We start from the raw sequence: 20,862 nt of genomic DNA, 5'->3' as shown, positions 1-20,862 counted from the left end.
TCGTCCGTCCAGCGGCGCCCGATGACCCTCACCGCCTGAGCGGACGACAGCACAGACCGACCAGACGCTACGCGCCGACCGAGCGCTCAACGTAGGGGCGGAGGGCGGCACGCAGTTTCTCGACGTCGGGCTCTTGGAAGATGGAGACGCCAGAGTTCTCCTTGTAGTGGGCCGGGCACGGCACGTCCCCTGGTACCCGGACCCGGCCTACCGGTTTGCCGGTCTTGGCCTCGTACAGCTCGAAGATGTGCGTGGCCTTCAACAGCGCGACCTTCGTTGCGTCGGCGGGGTCGGCCCGGACGTTCAGGGATTGATGGGTGTACAGGCGGTCTTTGACTCTCCGCCGCGTGCCCACGCTTTCCTGGTAGACGCAGGCCACCAACCGGGACCTGGGACCGCCGGCTGCTGTGTCCGCCTTCCACTGGGCGGGGAGGTCCACGAGACCGTCCGGGGCATGCCTCGCATTGAGTTCCATTCGGTGCGGCCCGTCGCCTCGATAGGGCTCCGACAGCTCCCTGTAATGGGTGTCGGGCCGCGCCACCCCGCCGGGACGGTCGGGGCAGCATTCGCTCCTCGGCTCCAGCGCCGGGGGTGTCTCGCCCAGCATGGCCGTCAACCGGATGCCGCCGCAGGTCGCGACGATACCGACGCCCAGGACGGTGAACGATCAGCGGTTTGACCTACGCATACCGTCCATTCTGATCAACGGGTGGGGCCTCGCGCCCACGGATGCGATCTTTCATCGCTGGGAGTGCCGATTTCTACACCGGCTTGGCACGTCCGCGAAGATCACGCCCTCACGTAGCCGCTGCTTCAAAGCGGGAGGCGGCGCGCGCGAAGGGCTCGGACGTCCCTCCACCCCCACGACCGCCACGGGCACTCCCGATCCGGCGCCTGGCCCCCGGGTGTGGATTCCCGGGGGCCGTGGGCGTGGGCTGTCATGCGGCCCGGTGGTCCATCCAGGCGCGGCCCGCGTTCGCGGCTTGGGCCCGGTGATCCCGGACGTTTTCCGGCCCGTACAGCGATTTGTATTCGCGGAACATGGTCCACAGCGCCGCGAGTCCGGTCACGGCGGCTTCGGGGGCGTGTTCCCAGGCGGGAAGCTGGGAGATCAGGTCTTCGGCCTGCTGTGGGGTGTGTCCGGCTTCGATCAGCCGGGGAGCGAGCATCGCCGCGTCCACCCATGCGGCCCCCTGGCAGGCGAACGACCAGTCGAGGACGTGGACGCACCTGCCGGACATGCGGAGGTTGCCGGGGTGCAGGTCGTAATGGAGCATCGCGTTCCCGGCCAGGAGGGCGAGGTCGAAGGACTCCAGGGCTCGGGCGTAGCGCTCCCGGGCGGGCACCGTCGCGGACGGATGGGACAGTAGTCGGTGCGCCTTTTCCTGAAGAGCGGCCACGTTGTCCGCGACGGTGGGGGCGTCCGGCCACGGGGACGGGGTGAGGGTGTCCCCCAGCCGTCCCAGGGTGGTGAGCACGGCGGGAAGATTGGGGGAGCCGGGTGACAGGTCGGCGTCGCGGCCGGGAAGGTAGTCGAAAAGCATCACGACCCATCCGGCCGTCTCGGCTCCCCACCGCAGCCGCGGAGCGGGGGCGTCGGCCGGGAGAGCGCCGTTGGCTTCCAGCTCCCGCCGGTACAGGCCGGCGGCCGGGCTGCCGACGGGGACGGCCTTGACGAAGGCGTCGCCGTTGGTCGTGTGCAGCCGTGCGGCGATCCCGGGCATGAGCCCCTGGGTGAGCGGTTCGGCCTTGACGACTTGTCCGGCGTGCTCCTGTATGCCGTGCTGGATGTCGGCGTGAAGGTCTTCCCAGGCAAGGGCGGGCATGGGTCACACTCCGCTCGGGTGGTCGGTGGTTCTGGGGTCGTCAGCGCAACCGGCGTAGCACTGACTGCACTTTGTGGCGGGTATCCATAGGCCGGTGTCGACGGGCATTCCCGCCGCGCGCATGGCGGCGACCGTAGCTCCGATGCGTTCAGGTCCGCTGCCTGCCTCGCCGGAGTCCTTGCGATCGTTTGGGCGGTGGTGGATGAACCGGCCCGCTACGCGGTGGCAGAATTCGGCGTACTCACGCGTATACATCAAGAACACGTGCCAGCCGGTGTCCACGCTCGTGCTGGGAGCGAGTCCGGCCCCGGGGGTGCGGGCACAGGTGACCAGGAACGCGAGTGCCTGATGCACGATGCGTTCGGCCATGGGTGCTTCGATGCCGTGATCACTGGTGATCCGTTCGGTGAGCCTGCCGAACAAGTCCGGGGTGATCAGGCTTCGGAGGTCGGTGCTGTCGGTTGTGGCGGTCATGTCGCCGGTCTCCCTTCTCAGGTGCGGTCCCTTTCAGGGAAGCCGGGCGGACGCCTGCACCCCAGGGCATCTGTGAAGCGGTGTTGGTGCACTCGTGGCGCATCTCTGGTGTGTTCGCGCTGCATTGCGCGTTGACGCCGTACGCTGACGTTGGCATAGCCCGACGATGGCGGGGCGCCTCATTGCGGAGGATCTTCGATGACGGCTGGGCGACGGCCCGGGTTGGCCAGGCGCCGGAGAACGCTCGGGTTCACCCAGGAGTCTCTTGCCGATGCCTTGGGGGCCGACCGCTCAACGGTCGCCCGCTGGGAACGCGGTCAATGCGCCCCGCAGCCTTACCACAGATCCAAGCTCTGCGAGCTTCTCCGGGTCGGCCCGGACGAACTGGACGGGTTGCTGGAGGCTGACGCGGCTATCACATGGGGCGGCGAATCGCCCGGCCCGGGGCGGGTGCCGCAGGGCCGCGTCATCGGCCCCACGGTGGTCATTCCCGATGTCTCCTCTGGTGAACTGGAGGACATGAATCGCCGGGAGTTGCTTCGCCTGTTGAGCATCGCGGGAACGGCCCTCTCCGTGCCCGACCTCACCGCCGATGCGTACGCTGCCGACTTCGAACACATCAGCCAGCACGAACAGTTGAACTCCTACCTCTGGCGGGTGTACGCGCTGGCAGAGTCCAAGCGGACCGTCTACCCCGTCGTCCGGCGGCAACTCGACCTGCTCACCGGAAGCCTCCATCGGGCACGCTCTTCCGCCGTGCATAAACGTCTCTGCGTCGCGACCGCCGATCTCCTTCAACTCGCCGGAGAGATCTTCTTTGACGTCGACCGGTACACCGACGCCGCACACTGTTACAAGCTCGCCGCCGACGCGGGCAAAGAGGCTGGCGCGTTCGACATGTGGGCGTGCGCCTTGACCCGGCACGCCTACATCGGCATGTACGAACGCCGCTTCGAGTACGTGATCCCGATCCTGGACGGAGCGGCCCAGGTCGCCGGGCGTGGCGACGGGCAACTGGCCACCCGGCATTGGGTCGCTGCAGTGCGGGCAGAGGCATACGCCGGACTGGGGGATTATGACGCGTGCGAGCGTGCACTGGACGAGGCCGAAAAAGTAAAGACCCTGAGCGGACCCGTGATGCCGGGTGGTTGGCTCCGCTTCGACGGCTCACGACTGGCCGAAGAGCGCGGTAGCTGTTACGCCGTGCTGGGACGGGCCGACCTGGCTTCGGAAGCACTGACCAAGGCTCTCGGCGCCACCGCATCGCCGCGCCGACGCGGAAGCATCCTGACCGATCTCGCCGCCCTGGGCGTCCAGACCAAGGACCTTGATCGGGTTGTCGAATACGGCGGGCAAGCCGTCGAACTGGCAGAACAGACCCGATCGTCGGGGTACGTCGGGCGTAAGCTCCTTCGATTGCGTACCCAGCTTGCCCCGTTGATCTCCGACAGCCGGGCGGCCCAACTCAGTGACCGAATAGCCCAACTCTGAGGAGACGATATGCAGACAGAGCCGGACACTCGGCAAAGCGAACCCGGCCGCATTTTCCGGGAGGCGTGGATTACCGGAGTACGCCGGCACTACCCGGGCGACCCCAAGCCGGGATACGTCGCCTCCTGGGATGACACTCCAGAATGGGAACGGCAGGCCGCAGGCGCTGTCTACCGCCAAGTGGCAGACTTCGTAGAGGTGTCCGCCGGAGCCACCGCCAAGCTGACCCGGGAGCAGAAGGGGCGTTTCGTTGCACTATGCTGGATTGCTCAGATTCACAAGCATATTGCTGAACCGAAACCATCCTATATCGCCGACTGGGATGCGCTTCCAGACTGGCAGCAACAGACCGACGCCGACATCTTCGAGGAAATCGAGCGTCGCGCTTGATCGATTCTAATCATCTGATAATCGTTGGCAGAGGTCCTGTTGATGCAACAGGTTGAATTTCCTCGACCTGTCGGATCCGGCGCCGACGGCGCACTGAAACCGACCCTCGATGCCCCGCCGTCCTACCGGTTGATCAGCGCCATCAGACGCGGTGAGGACGAGAAGTCCTGCATGGCGATATACCGGAGAGAATTGGATAGGATGCCGTAAGCGTTCTCAGTGAGATCACGATCGCGACGTGAGATATTTTGGGTCGGCGTGGTTACCGGACGCACCGTCCGGTCGGCCGGAACGCGGTCCCAATGTTGCTCGTCAATCAAAATATCGATGTACTCTGTCTCCAGGAAGTCCACTTCTACGACGGTGTACCCGATGAGCAACTATTGAAAGAACTGAGGAAGGCCGGGCTCTCCCAGTTCATCGGGTTGCCGCTGTCCAGATCGCATCTGGACGATGCCGCTGAACTGGGCATCGCCATCGCCTCGCGCCTGCCCATCGACGGTCGTGATGAGATCAGATTGACAAATCCGGGAGTCAGGGCGGTGGTGCGCGGGCAGAACTGGGTCCTCCATGACAAAGGCATGATCGGTTTTGCGATCTCATCACCCCGGACGGCCACCGTGTCTCGATCTACTCGCTGCAACTTTTCCCGTTCCACGAATTTGTTATCGGCGAGGAGGACGCCAGGGTCGACGCAATGTGGAAGGAGTTCTGGCACCGCGCCGACGGCCTCTCCGACGACCGCGTGATCGTCCCCGCCGGTGACTTCAACCATGAGACGCGGGTCGAGGCGGCAGACTGTGGAGCGCACGGGACTGGCATTTCTGCATACCGGGGAAGAAGACCACCCTCTCCGGGCTGGCCTTGGACGACATCGCCCTGAGCGTCCCTCCCGCGGCCAGGCCCAAGGTCGATTTCGTGCACAACTTCTCCGACCACCTGCTCGCCATCGCGAAACTCAGGCTTCGACTTCCCCTCCAGATGAGCGGCTATGGATCGGCCGGACCTCCCAGGGGAAGGTCACCGGTTCGTCCAACACCCCAAGCGTGACATCTGGTATCATCTGCGACCGGCTCTGGTAATACAGCGCGGCCGTGACGACCTGGGCTCTCCTGCCTTCCAGCCTCCGCGTCGCCGCGAGCAGTCTATTGCCGGACTCCAGCAGATCCTCGACCAGAAGCACCCGCACCCCCGCCCGGATGGGCTCCGGAAACGCATAGAAGTCGTGCAGGCTCCGATCGGCGTCGGCATAGGCGATGCCCACACTGGTCACCTTGGTGACTCCGAGATACCCCGACAGCAACCGGCCCGGAACCAGACACCACGCGCCACCGCCACGATCAGATCGATCTCATGCCCGCCCGCCAGGACGAGCCGCGCAAGCCGCGCCACGTCACGAAGGCACTCCCCCCATTCGAACCTATGCACGAAGCCTCCGGTCGCGTGGACGACACCGCGTACACCGTAACGCCCAGGACGCTCGCAGCGGATATGGCGAGGGACCGGGCGGCGGAATCCTGAGCGCCCCCTCGGGAAGCCACGAGTTGCGCCGATCCGTGCGGCCGGTTACGGACAGAGTCAGGATGTTTGGATCGAACAGGGATTGACGATTCAACAGGGAAACGACAGATCCTTCCCCTGGAGTGTCGCCCGTGCTGGTGACCATGATCTGCGAACGTTTCGCGCGGAACCACCATCGCGCATGCGGACGGCACCACCGATGCCCCGGGCGGACGGATCGGCCACCGGTAGAGCGAAGTCCGACCCGACGTTCCATGCCAGAAGATCACCTTTCTCTGTGGTGAGGGTACGCGAGCCGTGCTTCCTCCGCCGACGACCGCCTTCATGGGCGGCGAGCCGAGAGGGGTCGGCGAATGGCGCGAGTTCCGAGACGCAGAGACGGTTTCGACCACACTCGATGGCTGGAGCTGATCGAATTCTCGGGGCCCTTCCTCAGCCTTCCCGTCATCCGCCGGACCTGGCCGACACTGGAGACGATCGATACTCGGACCCGTGAACGGCTCCGCCTGGAACACACCGAACTTCCCGGACGGTCCTGGTGCGACTGGGTACTCCGCGATCTGCTCGGCTGGGACGACCTCGTTCGATTCGACGGCGCCTCTCTGGCGATTGAGGTGCCCGAGCACCAGACCACCATCGAGCCGTCCTTCGTCCTGCGCGACCCGGGGACCGAGGACGAGCTGGACACGAAGGCCATCAGGCTCCTCGGCCTGATCAGCGATGACGCTCCGACACGGCGCATCAAGGGCTCCATCTGGCCGGCCACCCCCGTCGACCGTCTCGCCAGGCTGTGCCGCCACCATGACGTTCCGCTCGGCCTGGCCACGGACGGACGCTGGTTCGTCCTGGTGTGGGCGCCACGAGAACGCCCGACCGCCACCGCGATGTTCGACTCGCTCGGCTGGCACGAGGCCGCCGAACGAGACGTGGTGCGCGCGTTCATGTCCCTTCTCGGCCGATCTCGCTTCTTCGCCGTCCCAGAGGACGAGACGCTGCCCCGCCTTTTCGAGGCGAGCGCCGACAACGGCGAGGAGATCACCGAGGCGCTGGGCGTCCAGGTCCGGCAGGCCGTGGAACTGCTGGTCGCCGCGATCGGACGCGCCCACACCGCCGACAAGGACCGAGACGGCCCCGGCATCGGGGACGTCAAAGCCCACGACGTCTACCGCGGTGCCGTCACCGTACTGATGCGCATCATCTTCATTCTCTACGCCGAGGAACGGCGCCTGCTGCCCTCCGACAAGGTGCTGTACCGGACGGCCTACTCCGCGGGGCTGCTGTGCACGGAACTGGAACGGCGCGCACGGATCGGCAGCGAAGAGGACCTGGAGCACACCTACGACGGCTGGCACCGCCTGCTCGCCCTGTTCAACGCCGTCCACGACGGCGTCGACCACCCCGATATGCGGATGCGGGGCCAGGACGGCTCAATCTTCCAAGCCGACCGCTTCCCGTGGCTACCCCATGAAATAGACGACCGCACGATCCTGCACATCCTCCAGGCGGTGCAATACGTAGAGACCGGGACCGGCAAGTCCCGCGAGCGCCGCAAGCTCTCATTCCGGACTCTCGACGTCGAGCAGATCGGCTATGTGTACGAGGGGCTACTCAGCTACTCAGGCTTCCACGCGGAAGAGACCTACGTCGGGCTCGTCGGCAAGGCCGGCCACGAGGCGGAGGTCCCGCTCAGCAAGCTTGAGGAGTTCGCCGCGTCCGCCTCGGACGTCCAGTCGCTGTCCGACCGGCTCGCCGTCGAGTTCAAAGACTCCCGGATCGGCTCTCCCAAGGCCCTTGAAAAGCGACTGGCACCACTCAAGGACGCGGACAAGCAGGAGGCACGCCGCAAGCTCCTCGCCGTCACCCGCGGCGATTACCCGCTGACCGAGCGGCTGCTTCCGTTCTTCAACCTCATCCGCCGCGACCTCCGCAACCTGCCCGTGGTCATCCTGACGGATGAACTCTTCGTCACCGAATCACCCCTCCGTAAGAACACCGGCACCCACTACACACCAAGGAACCTCGCCGAGAAGGTCGTCGAAGGTGCCCTGGAACCACTCGTCTATTCACCGGGACCGCTCCAAACGGCCGACAGGAACGAATGGAAGCCGAGATCGTCCGCTGAAATCCTGTCGCTGAAGGTCGCCGACATAGCCATGGGCTCAGGAGCGTTCCTGGTGGCCGCATGCCGCTATCTCGCCAACCACCTGGTCAACGCATGGCTTGTCGAGGGCGACGAACGCGCCACCGGCCACCGTGCCGAATCCATCGATCCGCAGACCGACGCTGACCTGGACCCGGTCGTCATCAACGCCCGTCGCCACATCATTGAGAACTGCCTCTACGGGGTGGACATCAACGATATGGCCGTGGAGATGGCCAAGCTGTCGCTCTGGCTGATCTCCATGGACCCGAACCGCCCCTTCGCGTTTCTCGACGACCGCCTTATCTGCGGAGACTCGCTTCTCGGCATCACGTCCCTCGACCAGCTCGAAGTCATGCACATGGACGCCGAACGCGGCCGTCAACTGCACAGCGACGAGCGAGCCCTCTTCGACCTCTCCGCACCCATCCGTGATTTGGTCCACCGCCTGCGTGGCATGCTTCCAACCATCGCGGCTATGCGCCGGGACCTGTCACGCGTCGACGGGACCGACCTCGCGAAACTGGAAGCTAAGCGCAAAAGACTCGCCGAGATCGAGCAGGAAACCGAGGCTGCCCGCTTCCTTGCAAACCTTACCGTTGGCGCGGCCTTGCACTACGCCAAGCAAGGCAGGACCGGCCTGGACCGAGCCTCCGGCCATGCCGTGCAAGCGGCTGCCCAATGGATGTCGGATGGTGGATCGTCCGCCCGAGAGAAGCTCGCTCGCTGGGTTCGCACTGACCTTCCCCATGAAGAGTCTCTTTCTCTTCGCCGACTTGTTCACTGGCCTCTCGCCTTCCCGGAAGTCTTCCATAAGGGTGGCTTCGATGCGATCTTCGGTAACCCACCTTTCCTGGGGGGTACCAAACTTGGGCCCGCTGTTGGCCAGGCTTATCGTGACTACTTGGTGAAATATATTGGTCGTGGCGTCCGAGGTACGCGCGGTACTGCTGACCTGGTCGCCTATTTCTTGCTACGTATTGTGGCGCTGCTGGGTGACTCTGGCCAGACGGGTATCCTTGCAACAAACACTCTTGCGCAAGGTGATAGTCGCCGTGTTGGACTGGACCAGATCGTTTCCGACGATGCGGTCATTCGTCGAGCTATCAAGAGTGAGCCATGGCCGTCGCGAAGTGCTGTCTTGGAGTTCTGTGCAGTCTGGATCAGCCGGGCTACCTTGGGGAAAAATTCTATTTTCCAGCTCGGTCGTATCGTGGTTCCTGGTATCACGCCGTCCCTGGATGGGCTGTCTCGCGTAAGTGGCAATCCCTATCGGCTCGCTACTAATTTTGGTATGTGTATTCATGGAACAAAGATTTGGGGGCGGGGGTTTACTCTTACGCCTTCGGAAGCTAAAGAACTTATAGCTGAGGATGCTCGAAACGGCGATGTCCTGCAGCCCTACCTAATTGGACAGGATGTAAATGCTAGGCCTGACTGCTCTGCTAGTCGTTGGGTAATCAACTTTCATGATTGGTCGGAGGGTCGGGCAAAGGGCTATGGTAGGTGCTATGATCAAGTGACGCGATTGGTAAAGCCCGAACGGTCGCTAGTATCATATAGTCAGCGAGCTCGGGATGTTTGGTGGCAATTTGAGGCTCGGCGTCCCGAATTACTCCTAGCGCTCACGGGGCTGGACGAGGTCATAGTGATAGCGCTCGTGAGTAAAACCGTCATGCCTGTAACGGTCCCGACTGGTCAAGTATTCTCCCACATGCTGGCCGTGTTCCCAACAGAGGACAGGTCGAAGCTGGCTCTGCTCAGCAGTGCGCACCATTACTGGTGGGCACTCTCACGAGCCTCCTCTATGAAGGCCGACCTCCGCTACACGCCTTCAGACGTCTTTGAGACGTTGCCGTTGCCGGCGATGACACCGGAGATGCGGGAGCTCGGACAACGGCTGGATGAGTTTCGGCGAGGGTTCATGCTGGCCCGCCAAGCTGGGCTGACCAAGACGTACAACATGGTGCATGATCCGAACTGCACCGACTGGGGCGTCGTGGAGTTGCGGGATATCCACAGGAGGATCGACGAGGCCGTGTGCCGGGCCTATCAGTGGGATGATCTGATCCCCCAGCTCGACCACGGGCACCATCGCGTCGGGCGGGAGACGCGCTACACGGTGGGTCCGGCTGTCCAGCGGGAGCTGGTCGACCGGCTGCTTGAGCTGAACCATGAGCGATACGCGGCCGAGGTGGCGGCCGGACTGCACGACAAGAAGAGGAAGGGGCGCCCATAGCCTGGAGTGCCGTTGCCGCTTGTGGTCTCGGGGTCCGTTCTGTCAGACGTCTATGGTCGTGTACTCGATACGCAGCCAACATGACGTACGGGGAGGCGCACCTGTGTCCGAGAGTGCCGATGGGCTGTTCCCGGATCTTGATGGCGAGCAGCTTGCTTTGGGCGTGACGGCGAACTCCGTACCCCGGCCGGCGCCGCTGGATGTGCCGCAGACGTTCGCCGCTGCGACGTCCTTCCAGGTGCGTGAGGAGCTGGAGGAGTTCATCCGGCGCGACCTGCTCGGCCCCTGGGACGGGCCCGAGGAGGTTTTCGCGCCGAAGGCGATGGGGCCTCGCGAGCGGTACCTCGTCGGCATGCTCGGGCCCAAGCACGATCCGGAGTCGGTGATCCAGGCGGCGGGGGAGGTGCCCGACACCGAGAGCGGCGTCGGCGGGGACGCCTCCGAGGCGGAGCTGCCGGATGTCATGAGCCCGCAGGCGCTGGGACGGATGTGGGCGTCCTCTATGGGGCTGTCCTTCTGCGTACCCGAGCATGTGGACGCCGTGTCGGTGCGCGTGTCCTGGGGCCAGTACAGGCAGCACGAGGAGGAAACCGAGACCGGCAGGAAAGTGCGGGTCTGGAAACGCGAGCCGATCAGCAAGGACGTCGAGGTGCGGCTGGACGCCGAGGGGTCGTACAGGCTCCCGTTGACGGGGGAGCCCGTGGACGCGCCCGGTGTCCTGCTCGCGGTGAACGTCCGGACGCGGTCCGGGCGGCGCGTCGTGGAGGTCGCGCTGGTCAATCAGCAGCAGGAACCGGTGAGCAGCAAGGACACCGCCTGGCTGTTCCAGCCGGAGCTGGTCGTGACGGCGCTCGACGGGGCGAAAGCGGTGTTCCTGCCGGTGGACGACCCCGTCGACGATCTGGCCGCCGTCGGCGACGACGAGGAGGAACTGCATCTTCGGCTGCTCTACCGCAACGAGCGCCGTTACGCCGCGGGCCGGAACGTGGCCGTGCACGCCGACGTCGCGGACGGGGAGCGGGTCGCGCACCGGCTCACCACCACATGGCTTCCCATCCACAACGTCCCGGCCACCGTCGCCCCGACCGGGCCGGGCACGCCGTTGGAACACGTCGAGCTTTCGATGGACGTCCTTGCCGCCGCCTCCCCTGAACGCCTCAAGGAAGGGTTGCAACCGCTCGTCGATGGCTACCGCGCCTGGCTGGCCGAGCGAGAGGCGGAGATCCCTTCCTTGCCGGGGCCGCTCCAGCCGGTCGCGTCCAAAGCCGTCCGCGAGGCGAGGCGGGCGGCCGAGCGCATCGCCGCCGGGGTCAGGCTGCTCACCGACCCGTCTGCTCCCTTCCACGCGGACGCGTTGAAGGCGTTCCACTTCACCAACGAGGCGATGGCCCTGCAACGCCGCCGTACCGCGCTCGCGCCGCTTCGACAGGACGGCAAAAGTTACGAGGAGGCCATGGCGCAGGTGGACGCCAGGGGAGCGGCGGCCGCGAGCTGGCGGCCGTTCCAGCTCGCGTTCGTCCTGCTGAACATGCCGTCCCTCACCGACCCGGGCCACCCCGAGCGCGCCGCCGACCACACCGCGCTCGTCGACCTGTTGTTTTTCCCGACCGGAGGAGGCAAGACCGAGGCGTACCTGGGCCTGACCGCGTACACGTTCGCGATCCGCCGGTTGCAGGGCACCCTCGGAACGGGAGAGAACGCACGGGACGGACTCGCGGGTGTGGCCGTGCTCATGCGGTACACGCTGCGGCTGCTCACCGCCCAGCAGTTCCAGCGCGCCGCCGCGCTCGTCTGCGCGGCCGAGGTACTGCGTCAGGACGACCCCGACCTTTGGGGGGACGAGCCGTTCCGGATCGGCCTGTGGGTGGGCGCGAAGGTGTCGCCCAACTGGTTCACGGAAGCCAAGAACCAGGTCATCGAGGCGCACGACGCCGGCCGCGGCGACCGGGCCAACGTCCTGCAGACCCTGGCCTGCCCCTGGTGCGGGGAGCCGTTGCGCGCCGAATTCGACCTGCACATCGACGAGGACCGGCGCCGCATCCTGCTCTACTGCCCGCGCGGCGAGGGCCAGGACGCCTGCCGCTTCTCCCGGCGGGTCGCCCGGAACGAGGGCCTGCCCATCCTCACCGTGGACGAGGAGATCTACAGGTACGCGCCCAGCCTGGTCATCGCCACCGTCGACAAGCTGGCCCAGCTCCCCTGGAAGGGGTACGCGGGCATCCTGTTCGGCCGCGCCCGCAGCCGTTGCGACCGGCACGGCTTCCGCCACGACGACCTGGACGAGCGGACCGGGTGCGCGACCCGCCACAACAAGAAGGGCGTGCTTCCGGCGGTGACGGCGTATCCCGTCGTCCGGCTGCGCCCCCCGGACCTGATCATCCAGGACGAGCTGCACCTCATCTCCGGCGCGCTGGGCACCACGGTGGGCCTGTTCGAGACGGCCGTCGAAGAGCTGTCCACCTGGCCGTACCGGGACGGGCTCACCGGCCCGAAGATCGTCGCGTCCACCGCCACCACCAAGCGGGCCCGCCAGCAGGTCCTCGGCGTCTTCGGCCGCGGGCTCGCGGTGTTCCCGCCGCAGGTCACCGATGTCGCCGACACGTTCTTCTCCCGGCAGGAGCCGGTCACCCCGGCCACTCCGGGTCGTCGCTACCTGGGCGTCTGCGCGCACGGTGTGCGGATCAAGTCAGCGGAGATACGGGTGGCCGAGATCCTGCTGCTGGCCGGGCAGACCCTCTTCGACTCCTATGGGGAGGCCGCCGATCCGTACATGACGCTGGTCGGCTACTTCAACGCCACCCGTGAGCTCGCGGGGATGCGCCGCTATCTCGACGACGACGTCACGACCCGTGTCCGCAGGCACGGCAGGGCACGCGGCATGTCCGACCGGATCGTCACCCGCAGCGGCATGCTCGTCATCCAGGAGCTGACGTCCAGGATCTCCTCCGGTGACATCAGCGATGTGCTGAAACGGCTGGACCACGGCTTCGACCCCGAGCTGGACACCTCCCGGCGGCGCTACGACGCACCGGCGGAGATGGCCAGGTTCATCAAGGAACGCAGGAAGGCCAGGTCCGGCGACAAGGTCGTCCCCGCGCATCCGATCGCGCAGCGGTTCAGCGACCGGGCGCGTGCCGGGCTACAGCCCGTGGACGCGGTGCTGGCGACCTCGATGCTCCAGGTCGGTGTGGACGTGCCCCGGTTCGGGCTGATGATGGTGGTGGGCCAGCCGAAGAACACCGCCGAGTACATTCAGGCGTCCTCTCGTGTCGGTCGTGACGCCGGACGGCCGGGCCTGGTCGTGACCCTCTACAACTGGTCCCGGCCACGCGACCTCGCCCACTACGAGGACTTCGAGCACTACCACGCCACCTTCTACCGGCAGGTCGAGGCGCTGTCGGTCACCCCGTTCACCCGCAGGTCGCTGGACCGGGGCACGGCGGGCACGCTGGTCGCCGCCGTCCGGCACGCCGAGGAGGAGTACTCGCGCAATCCGGACGCCTACACCGTCGACCTGGGCGGCGCCCACGTCCAGAAGATCACCGAGCGGATGCTGGCGCGGGCCGAGGCCGTCGCCCACGAGCGCGGCCGCAGCTATCTGGAGGAACGGCTCAAGGTCGTCCTGGACAAGTGGCAGGAGCGCAGGTCCGCGGGCACCGCCCGGCTTGGTTACGAGGACGGCACCTGGAACCGGCAGCGGGTCGTCGGGCTGCTCAAGCATGCCGGGGACGGCCGGTGGGAGACCATGACCACCGGGATGTCCATGCGGGAGACCGAGAACGAGATCAACCTGCTGTTCCCGGGCGGGGACCAGATCTTCGCCCCGCCGCATCACGAGCCGGAGTGGTCGTTCGGCCCGCCCGCCGACCCGGAGGAGGAGGAACCGGCGGGCGACGAGCTCGGCCAGTCCGCCTTCGACGATACGAACGAAGCCGGGAACGACGGCACGACCGAGGCGAAGGGAGCCTGACCCATGGCCGAGACCGCACCCTTCCGCCGCCGCGTCGGCAGCGTCCGGCCCAGCCACCTGATGTTCACCAGCGGCGTGGCGGCGCTGGTCGACCTGCCCAACTTCTCGGTCCTGATCAAGGGGCTGGACGACTGGAGCCACCGGGGCCTGCCCGACGCCATGCCGATCGCCGAGCCGCGCCTGCTGGAGGAGGTCCAGCGCAGCGTGGGCAAGAGCGTGCAGAAGCTCATGCCCGCTCCATGGATGGAGGGGCTCGACCAGGACGCCACCGGCCCGGCGTCCAGGGTCGGCGTGCCCGTCGTGCCGTTCCCGAGCTGGTTCCGCTGCACGGCCTGCAACGAGCTGGGCGCGCTCGACTCGGGGATCTTCAAGTTCGAGAACTCCAAGCCCCGCAAGCCGCACGAGGCCCGGTTCTTCCACGACAGGTGCAAGCGCAACAAGCCGCTGGCGGTGGCCGCGCGCTTCGTCCTGACCTGCACGAACGGGCACCTTGACGAGTTCCCCTACAGCCACTTCGTGCACCGCGGTGAGGCCTGTACGAAGGCGACCCACCCTCGGCTGCGCATGGAGGACCACGGCGGCAACCTCGGCGCCAACGTCAACATCAAGTGCGTCAATTGCGGTGAGCACCGCAACATCCGCCAGGCGCAGGGCAGGCGCGGCGAGGAGAACCTGCCGCGCTGTCGCGGACGCCACCCGCATCTGGCCGTCTTCGACCCGCAGGGCTGCGACAGAGCGCCGAAACTGCTGGTGGTCGGCGCGTCGAATCAGTGGTTCGCCAAGACGCTCTCGGCGCTGGCCGTCCCGCGGTCCGGGGCCAGCGCCCTGGACGCCAAGATCGAGCAGCACTGGGGGATCATCGAGTCGCTCCCGCCGGCGATGTATCCGTGGGCACGCGAGAACGCGCCCGCCTTCCGGGAGCTCGACCAGTGGAGCGACGAGGAGATCGCCGAGGCGGTCGAACGGCGCAAGGACAAGCTGGCCGGAGCGGGCGGCGGCGAACGGCCGAGCGGGCACATCGACCTGCGCACCCCCGAGTGGGAAGTGTTCTCCGCCCAGCGGCTACCCGACCCCGACCTGGATTTCGCCCTCCGGCGCGACATCGATGGCGTGCCCGAACCCCTCACCGGAATCTACGGCGACGTGGTGCAGGCGGAGCGGCTGCGCGAGGTACGTGCGCTGATCGGCTTCACCCGGCTGGACGCCCCCGACCCCGAGGACCCCGAGCTGGTCCGCATCGTCCAGCTCGCCCGCGACCGGCCGACCTGGGTGCCGGCCAGCGAGGTACGCGGAGAAGGGATCTTCCTGCGGCCGCCCGAGGACCTGCTGATCGCCTGGGAGAAAAGGGTTGCCGATTCGGAGGCGCTACGGCTGCATCAGGAGGCGTACGCGCGTCACCGGAAGAACCGCTACTCCGACCGCATCGCCACGATGTCGGACTTCGACCCCATGGCGCACTGGCCGGGGGCCCGCTTCATCGCCCTCCACACCCTGTCCCACCTGCTGATCCGCACGATCTCACTGGAATGCGGCTACAGCTCGGCCAGCCTGTCCGAACGGATCTACTCCTCCACCGATGACGATCCGCACCGCGGCGGGATCCTGATTTACACGGCCGTCCCCGACGCCGAGGGCACTCTCGGCGGGCTGGTCTCGCTGGCCGAACCGGACCAACTCGTCCGGCTCACCCGGCGGGCGCTGGCCGACGCCCGGCACTGCTCGTCCGACCCGTTGTGCGCGGACCGGCTCCCGCAGGCGCCCGCCGACTTCCTGCACGGCGCGGCCTGCCACATCTGCCTGTTCGTCTCGGAGACCACCTGCGAACGCGGCAACAAGTTCCTCGACCGGCGGTTCGTCGTCCCCATCGGCGACCCGGACCTGGCGCTCTACCCGGAGGTGCCGTGACCACCCCGCTGGAGCGGTTCGAGACCGCCGCCGCCGCGCACGCCGCCCGGCTGGGACCGGCACGATTGCGGACGCTCGCCGATCGATTCGCACGCGGGGTCTACGTCAGTTACGGGGATCTCGAGCAAGAGTTCCCTGCCGAAGTCGAGGCCATCCGCGAGGCCGCGTTCGCCGAGGACGACCTTCCAGGGGTGGCCGTGGCCGCATACCTGCGCGGCGCGGCGGCGGCGCTCGCGCACCAGGAGTCCGCGGTGCACGTCGAGTCCGTCTGGAGCGGGCCCACCAGCCACGCGGTGCCCGTGCGCTCGACCGCCCAGGTGCTCACCGGTGTCGTCGAGCGTGCCGGTCGTGAACTGCTGCTGATGACGTACTCGGCCAGGCCCTACCCGCCGTTGCGGGCGGCGCTCGGCGCGGCCGTCGAACGCGGGGTACGCGTCCGCGTCGTCGTCGAAACCCTTCAGGGAGCGGGAAGCGCGATCTCCGGTGAGGAGCCCGCCGCCGCCTTCCGCGGGTTGCGCGTGGAGCTGTGGCACTGGCCGGTGACGCGGCGTCCCGACCAGCAGGGCCGGATGCATGCCAAGATCGCGGTGGCGGACCGCCGGGAGCTGCTGGTGTCCAGCGCCAACCTGACGCAGTCAGGCGTGGAGAACAACATCGAGGCAGGCCTGCTGGTGCGCGGTGGCTCCGCACCCGAACGGGCCGCCGAGCATTTCGATGCGCTGTGCGCGGACGGGACCCTCGAACGGATGTGAGCCGGTGACCCCCATCGCGGGCCGTTGGGCACTGAACGCCTTTCACTCGGCAAAGACGGGATGGGCGAGGTCTGGGCGCCACCGGCACTCGCCGCCGCGGGGCTTGCGGTACGGGGTGATCACGCCGGGGTCGCCCCCGTAGGCGCCATCGGCCATGACGTGCCCTCCGGCCGGGGCCTGGTTGATGCCCGAATCCCTGTGGGCCGGGCGGTCGCTGCGTTACCCGGCGGTGGATCGCCGGTCGCGGCCACCATGCGGGTACCGGCGTCGATGGCGATCTCCACATTTGCCCAGTGTGGTGGTTCTTGCCTCCCGCGCGGCCACCACGGTCGGTGTTACGGGACAGCCTTCAGACACGCTGGCGTTCAAGGCGCTCGAGCAGTGCCGCGGGGTGTTGGGCGTTTTCAGCGCTCGCACATGAACGGTGAAACGCGCCTGATCGTTAAGAGCCGGTGTCGAGGGCCGGATGTGGCCAGCGGTAGGAGAGATTTCGGCTATCACCTCCATAAGCCTTTTTGGTTGTGGAGTAGGGGGATCGGAGCTTCGGCTACTTCCATGAAGTTTGTTCCCATGTCCCAGGATGAGCGTCTGGGGTAGCGGATGAGGTCGGGACCCCGGTCGCCGTAGTCGTCGAAGTTCTCCTCGGAGAGGTCGAGGTCTTCGAGGGTGATTTCGACGGCTGACAGGTTTCAGGCATACAAGGGCTGAAATCCCAGATGGCGATCACGAATCCGTAGACGTCCCGACAAGCTAGAAAATGATCCCCTGGTCAGGCGTCGCTGTGGTGGCGTTCGACAGGAGCTCTGCGGCGATCAGCGGTGAATCGTCCAGAATGGGAGAACGGTTTGAACATTTCGGAAATGTGAGGCGCGGATGTGATGTCTCGGCCCATGTCGACGGCCCCTAGTGGGGTCGACATGGAAGATTAAATTCGCGACTCTTCGCAGTTTTTGGATACTCGTGAGAAGAGTCGTAGATTCGGTTTATCTTCCACCTGTAGTCGTCCACGAGAAAAGAGGAGACCACGTGCGAGCGAGGCGACAAGTTCCCGACCGGCGGTTCGTCGTCCCCATCGGCGACGCGGACCCGGCGCTGTGCCCGGAGGTGCCGTGAGCACCCCACTTGAGCGGTTCGAGCGGGCCGCCGCCGCGCCCTCCGCAGTACTGGGACCGGCGCGGCTGCGGAGGCTCGCCCAACGCTTCGAGGGCGGGGCTTACGTCAGCTACGGGGATCTCGAGCAGGACTTCCGCGCCGAAGTCGACGCCATCCGCGATGCCGCGTTCCACGAGGACGACCTTCCGTTGGTCGCCGTGGCCGCGTACCTGAACGGCGCCGCGACGGCGCTCGAACAGCAGGGGTCCACGGTCCACGTCGAGTCGGTGTGGAGCGGGCCCACCAGCCAAGCGGTGCCCGTGCGCTCGACCGCTCAGGCGCTCACCGGTGTCGTCGAGCGGGCAGGTCGTGAACTGCTCCTGATGACGTACTCGGCAGGGCTGTACCCGCCGTTGCGGGCGGCGCTTGTCGCGGCCGTCGAACGCGGGGTACGTGTCCACATCGCCGTCGAGACGTACCAGGGAGCGGGGAGCGTGCCTTCCGGTGAGGAACCCGCCGCCTTTCGCGAACTGGGCTTCGAGCTGTGGCATTGGCCGATGACGCGGCGTCCCGACCGGCGGGGGGTGATGCACGCCAGGATCGTGGTGGCGGACCGCCGGGAACTGCTGGTGTCCAGCGCCGACCTCACTCAGCCGGGCGTGGAGAACAACATCGAGGCAGGGCTGCTGGTGCGCGGTGGTCCCGCACCCGAACGAGCCGCAGAGCATTTCGACGCACTGTGCGCGAACGGGACCCTCGAACGGATGTGAGCCGGTGACCACCATCGCGGGCCATGACGAACTGGGCGCCTTTCACTCGGCGAAGGCGGGATGGGCGAGGTCTGGGGCGCCACAGGCACTCGCCGCCGCGGGGCCTGCGGTACGGGTGATCACGCCGGGGTTGCCCTGGTAGGCGCCATCGGCCATGACGTGCCCTCCGGCCAGGGCCTGGTCGATGCCCGAGTCCGGTGGGCCTGGCAGTCGCTGCGGTTACCCGGCGGTGGATCGCCGGTCGCGGCCACCAGGCGGGTGTCGGCGTCGATGGCGATCTGGACATTCGCCCAGTAGTGGTGGTTCTTGCCCCCCGCGCGGCCACCACGCGCACACGCCGCTCGAGCAGTTCCGCGGGGTATCGGGCGCCCTCAGCGATCGCACATGAACGGTGAAACGCGCCTGATCGTTAAGAACCGGTGTCGAGGGCCGGATGTGGCCTCTGCGGCAGGAGAGATTCGGCTATCACCTCCATAAGCTTTTTCGGTTGCGGAGTAGGGGGATCGGGGCTTCGGCTAGTCCCATGAAGTTCGTTCCCATGTCCCATGAGGAGCGCCGGGGATAGCGGAACAGATCGACGCATGCCTCGACCCACAGGGCGAGGAGGGCGATGGCCTGCATGGCGAGGAAGAGTTTCCATGCCGACCACGCGGTGCGCCGTTCCGAGGTGGCGAGGGGGGCGACTCGGCCCTTGCGATCCCACACCACCTCGAGTGTCTCGCCTTTGTACGCGAGAGCGCGTCCCCGGGACAGCTGGCTCGGCCCTCCTTCGGGGCAGCGCAGGGAATGCCGGTACACGGTGCGGGTTTCCCAGTGGCCACCACTGTCGCCGTCGCTCACGTATTCCTGGTAGGTGCGCTTGAAGACGTCCAGTACCTGGCAGACTCCGGACTGCCCGTGCAGGTCGAGAGCCGCGTTCTGGATGGCGGACTGCGCGGGCCACACGCTCAGGAAGAGCAGCGCCGCCGCCACCATTCCGGCCCAAGGCCAGCTCGACCAGAAGAACAAAAGCCCGCACAGCCCGGCGACCGGAAAGAACAGCACCAGGAAGAGAACCCAGTTCAATCCGTGGCCTATGTCGTAGGCGATGACATAGGCCCAGACGATGACCAGCGCGGCACCGATTCCCAGAGCGACCAGAGGTCCCATAAAGCGGAGGAACCCGATGCGGAAGGTCAGCCTGCGGCGGTACATGCGCTGATGATCGCATATCTTCCGCCAATGACGATGTCGCCGGACACAGTCCTGTCGGGCATCTCTGGATGGCGGATGCGCTCGGTGAGAGGGCGGTGCGGCATGGGGGGTGCGGGCGTGGCATGCTGCTGGGGTGGCTGGGGACGGGATCACGCTGATCGTGGGGGACGAAGAGCTGCTCGTGGAGCGGGCCATCGGGGAGGTGGTGGCCTCGGCGCGGGCGGACGACCCGGAGACCGAGGTGATCGATCTGGTTCCGGGGGGACTGGAGCCGGGGAGGCTGGCGGAGCTGACCTCGCCCTCGCTGTTCGGCGGTGGGAAGGTGCTGGTGCTGCGGTCGGTTCAGGATCTCGGGAAGGACCTGACGGCCGAGGTGCTGGCGTACGCGAAGGACCCGGCCGATGACGTGGCGCTGGTAGCCGTCCACCACGGCGGTGCCAAGGGGAAGGCGCTCGTGGACGGGCTGGCCAAGGCCGGGGCGCGGAAGGTGGCCTGCCCCAAGGTCACGAAGGTGGGGGAGCGGATCGACTTCGTCCGGAACGAGGTCCGGCGGGCGGGCGGCAGGATCTCGCCGGACGGCGCGCGCGTGCTGCTCGACGCGGTGGGCAACGACCTGCGCGAACTGGCCGGTGCGTGCAGCCAGCTCGTGGCAGACACGGGAGGCCGGATCGACGACGCGGCGGTCGCCCGGTACTACCGGGGACGCGCGGAGGTGAGCGGCTTCACCGTGGCCGACAAGGCGATCGAAGGGCAGCTCGCGGACGCGCTGGAGCAGTTGCGGTGGGCCCTCGCCACGGGGGTCGCGCCCGTGCTCATCGTGAGCGCGCTGGCGCAGGGCGTGCGGAGCCTGGCGAAGGTGGGGGCGGCCCCGCGCGGGGCGAGGGGCGCGGCCCTGGCCAAGGAGCTCGGTATGCCGTCCTGGAAGATCGACCGTGTGCAACGGCAGCTTCGGGGCTGGTCCGGGGAGGGCGTGGCGCGGGCCCTGACCGCTGTGGCGGAGGCGGACGAGCAGGTCAAGGGCGGCGCGGCCGATGCCGCCTACGCCTTGGAGAAGGCGGTCGCGGAGGTCGTGGCGGCCCGTCAGGTGCGCTGAGCGGG

General features: G+C 67.0%; 15 protein-coding genes and 1 pseudogene. 9 read left to right on the top strand and 7 right to left on the bottom strand.

All coding sequences use genetic code 11. From position 1 onward, the window contains the following. Window positions 1-67: 67 nt before the first annotated feature. The 3 genes from QSK21_RS08845 to QSK21_RS08835 all read right to left on the bottom strand — a co-directional run bounded on the left by QSK21_RS08845 (window position 68) and on the right by QSK21_RS08835 (window position 2,300). The gene (locus QSK21_RS08845) at window positions 68-607 is read right to left on the bottom strand and encodes a hypothetical protein (RefSeq protein WP_285694896.1); all 540 of its coding nucleotides are present in this window, start codon (window positions 605-607) and stop codon (window positions 68-70) included. 331 nt (window positions 608-938) lie between these two features. Beyond that, window positions 939-1,826: a phosphotransferase family protein gene (locus tag QSK21_RS08840; protein WP_285694895.1), complete on the bottom strand. Its 888-nt coding sequence runs from the start codon at window positions 1,824-1,826 to the stop codon at window positions 939-941. 3 nt (window positions 1,827-1,829) lie between these two features. Then, window positions 1,830-2,300, bottom strand: a complete 471-nt coding sequence (locus QSK21_RS08835; RefSeq protein ID WP_285694894.1) for a glycine-rich domain-containing protein — start codon at window positions 2,298-2,300, stop codon at window positions 1,830-1,832. Between the two features lie 198 nt (window positions 2,301-2,498). Between QSK21_RS08835 and QSK21_RS08830 the strand changes: the two genes are divergently transcribed. Together QSK21_RS08830 and QSK21_RS08825 are read left to right on the top strand one after the other, a co-directional pair. Beyond that, window positions 2,499-3,791: a helix-turn-helix domain-containing protein gene (locus QSK21_RS08830; RefSeq protein WP_285694893.1), complete on the top strand. Its 1,293-nt coding sequence runs from the start codon at window positions 2,499-2,501 to the stop codon at window positions 3,789-3,791. A 9-nt stretch (window positions 3,792-3,800) separates the two neighbouring features. Further along, window positions 3,801-4,181 (top strand): hypothetical protein, encoded by a 381-nt coding sequence (locus QSK21_RS08825; RefSeq protein ID WP_285694891.1) that lies wholly within the window; start codon window positions 3,801-3,803, stop codon window positions 4,179-4,181. A 122-nt stretch (window positions 4,182-4,303) separates the two neighbouring features. Here QSK21_RS08825 and QSK21_RS08820 read toward each other — a convergent pair whose 3' ends face one another. Continuing rightward, window positions 4,304-4,534 (bottom strand): hypothetical protein, encoded by a 231-nt coding sequence (locus tag QSK21_RS08820; RefSeq protein ID WP_285694890.1) that lies wholly within the window; start codon window positions 4,532-4,534, stop codon window positions 4,304-4,306. Between QSK21_RS08820 and QSK21_RS36095 the strand changes: the two genes are divergently transcribed. Further along, a complete protein-coding gene (locus QSK21_RS36095) occupies window positions 4,484-4,930 on the top strand; it encodes a hypothetical protein (RefSeq protein ID WP_352231264.1) in 447 nt (148 codons plus the stop codon). The genes QSK21_RS08820 and QSK21_RS36095 overlap by 51 nt on opposite strands. Window positions 4,931-5,139: 209 nt before the next feature. Here the strand turns inward: QSK21_RS36095 and QSK21_RS08810 are convergent, their stop codons facing one another. Beyond that, complete coding sequence (locus QSK21_RS08810; RefSeq protein ID WP_285694888.1) at window positions 5,140-5,445, bottom strand: phosphoribosyltransferase family protein; 306 nt, start codon at window positions 5,443-5,445, stop codon at window positions 5,140-5,142. 610 nt (window positions 5,446-6,055) lie between these two features. Here QSK21_RS08810 and QSK21_RS08805 point away from each other — a divergent pair. The 5 genes from QSK21_RS08805 to drmC (QSK21_RS08785) all read left to right on the top strand — a co-directional run bounded on the left by QSK21_RS08805 (window position 6,056) and on the right by drmC (QSK21_RS08785) (window position 18,570). Continuing rightward, on the top strand, window positions 6,056-10,081 hold the full coding sequence (locus tag QSK21_RS08805) for an Eco57I restriction-modification methylase domain-containing protein (protein WP_285694887.1): 4,026 nt from the start codon (window positions 6,056-6,058) through the stop codon (window positions 10,079-10,081). A 103-nt stretch (window positions 10,082-10,184) separates the two neighbouring features. After that, window positions 10,185-14,051 carry a DISARM system helicase DrmA gene (drmA, locus tag QSK21_RS08800; RefSeq protein WP_285694886.1) on the top strand — a complete coding sequence of 1,289 codons (3,867 nt, stop codon included), beginning with the start codon at window positions 10,185-10,187 and terminating at the stop codon, window positions 14,049-14,051. A 3-nt stretch (window positions 14,052-14,054) separates the two neighbouring features. Further along, a complete protein-coding gene (gene drmB / locus QSK21_RS08795; protein WP_285694884.1) occupies window positions 14,055-15,956 on the top strand; it encodes an MrfA Zn-binding domain-containing protein in 1,902 nt (633 codons plus the stop codon). Further along, complete coding sequence (gene drmC / locus QSK21_RS08790; protein WP_285694883.1) at window positions 15,953-16,708, top strand: DISARM system phospholipase D-like protein DrmC; 756 nt, start codon at window positions 15,953-15,955, stop codon at window positions 16,706-16,708. The genes drmB and drmC (QSK21_RS08790) overlap by 4 nt, the downstream gene beginning before the upstream one ends. A 1,109-nt stretch (window positions 16,709-17,817) precedes the next feature. Next, a complete protein-coding gene (gene drmC / locus QSK21_RS08785; RefSeq protein ID WP_285694881.1) occupies window positions 17,818-18,570 on the top strand; it encodes a DISARM system phospholipase D-like protein DrmC in 753 nt (250 codons plus the stop codon). A 91-nt stretch (window positions 18,571-18,661) separates the two neighbouring features. Here the strand turns inward: drmC (QSK21_RS08785) and QSK21_RS08780 are convergent. Both QSK21_RS08780 and QSK21_RS08775 read right to left on the bottom strand, forming a co-directional pair. Continuing rightward, window positions 18,662-18,887: pseudogene (locus QSK21_RS08780) on the bottom strand (transposase family protein); the annotation flags it as partial. Window positions 18,888-19,035: 148 nt separating this feature from the next. Further along, window positions 19,036-19,764, bottom strand: a complete 729-nt coding sequence (locus tag QSK21_RS08775; RefSeq protein WP_285694880.1) for a hypothetical protein — start codon at window positions 19,762-19,764, stop codon at window positions 19,036-19,038. A 133-nt stretch (window positions 19,765-19,897) separates the two neighbouring features. Between QSK21_RS08775 and holA the strand changes: the two genes are divergently transcribed. After that, window positions 19,898-20,857, top strand: a complete 960-nt coding sequence (holA, locus tag QSK21_RS08770) for a DNA polymerase III subunit delta (protein WP_285694879.1) — start codon at window positions 19,898-19,900, stop codon at window positions 20,855-20,857. Window positions 20,858-20,862: the final 5 nt, after the last annotated feature.

It is taken from the genome of Actinomadura sp. NBRC 104412, assembly GCF_030269515.1.
In the GTDB taxonomy this organism is placed as follows: domain Bacteria; phylum Actinomycetota; class Actinomycetes; order Streptosporangiales; family Streptosporangiaceae; genus Spirillospora.
Note: the sequence above shows the minus strand (reverse complement) of the source record. Positions and strands in the feature narration are given on the sequence as shown.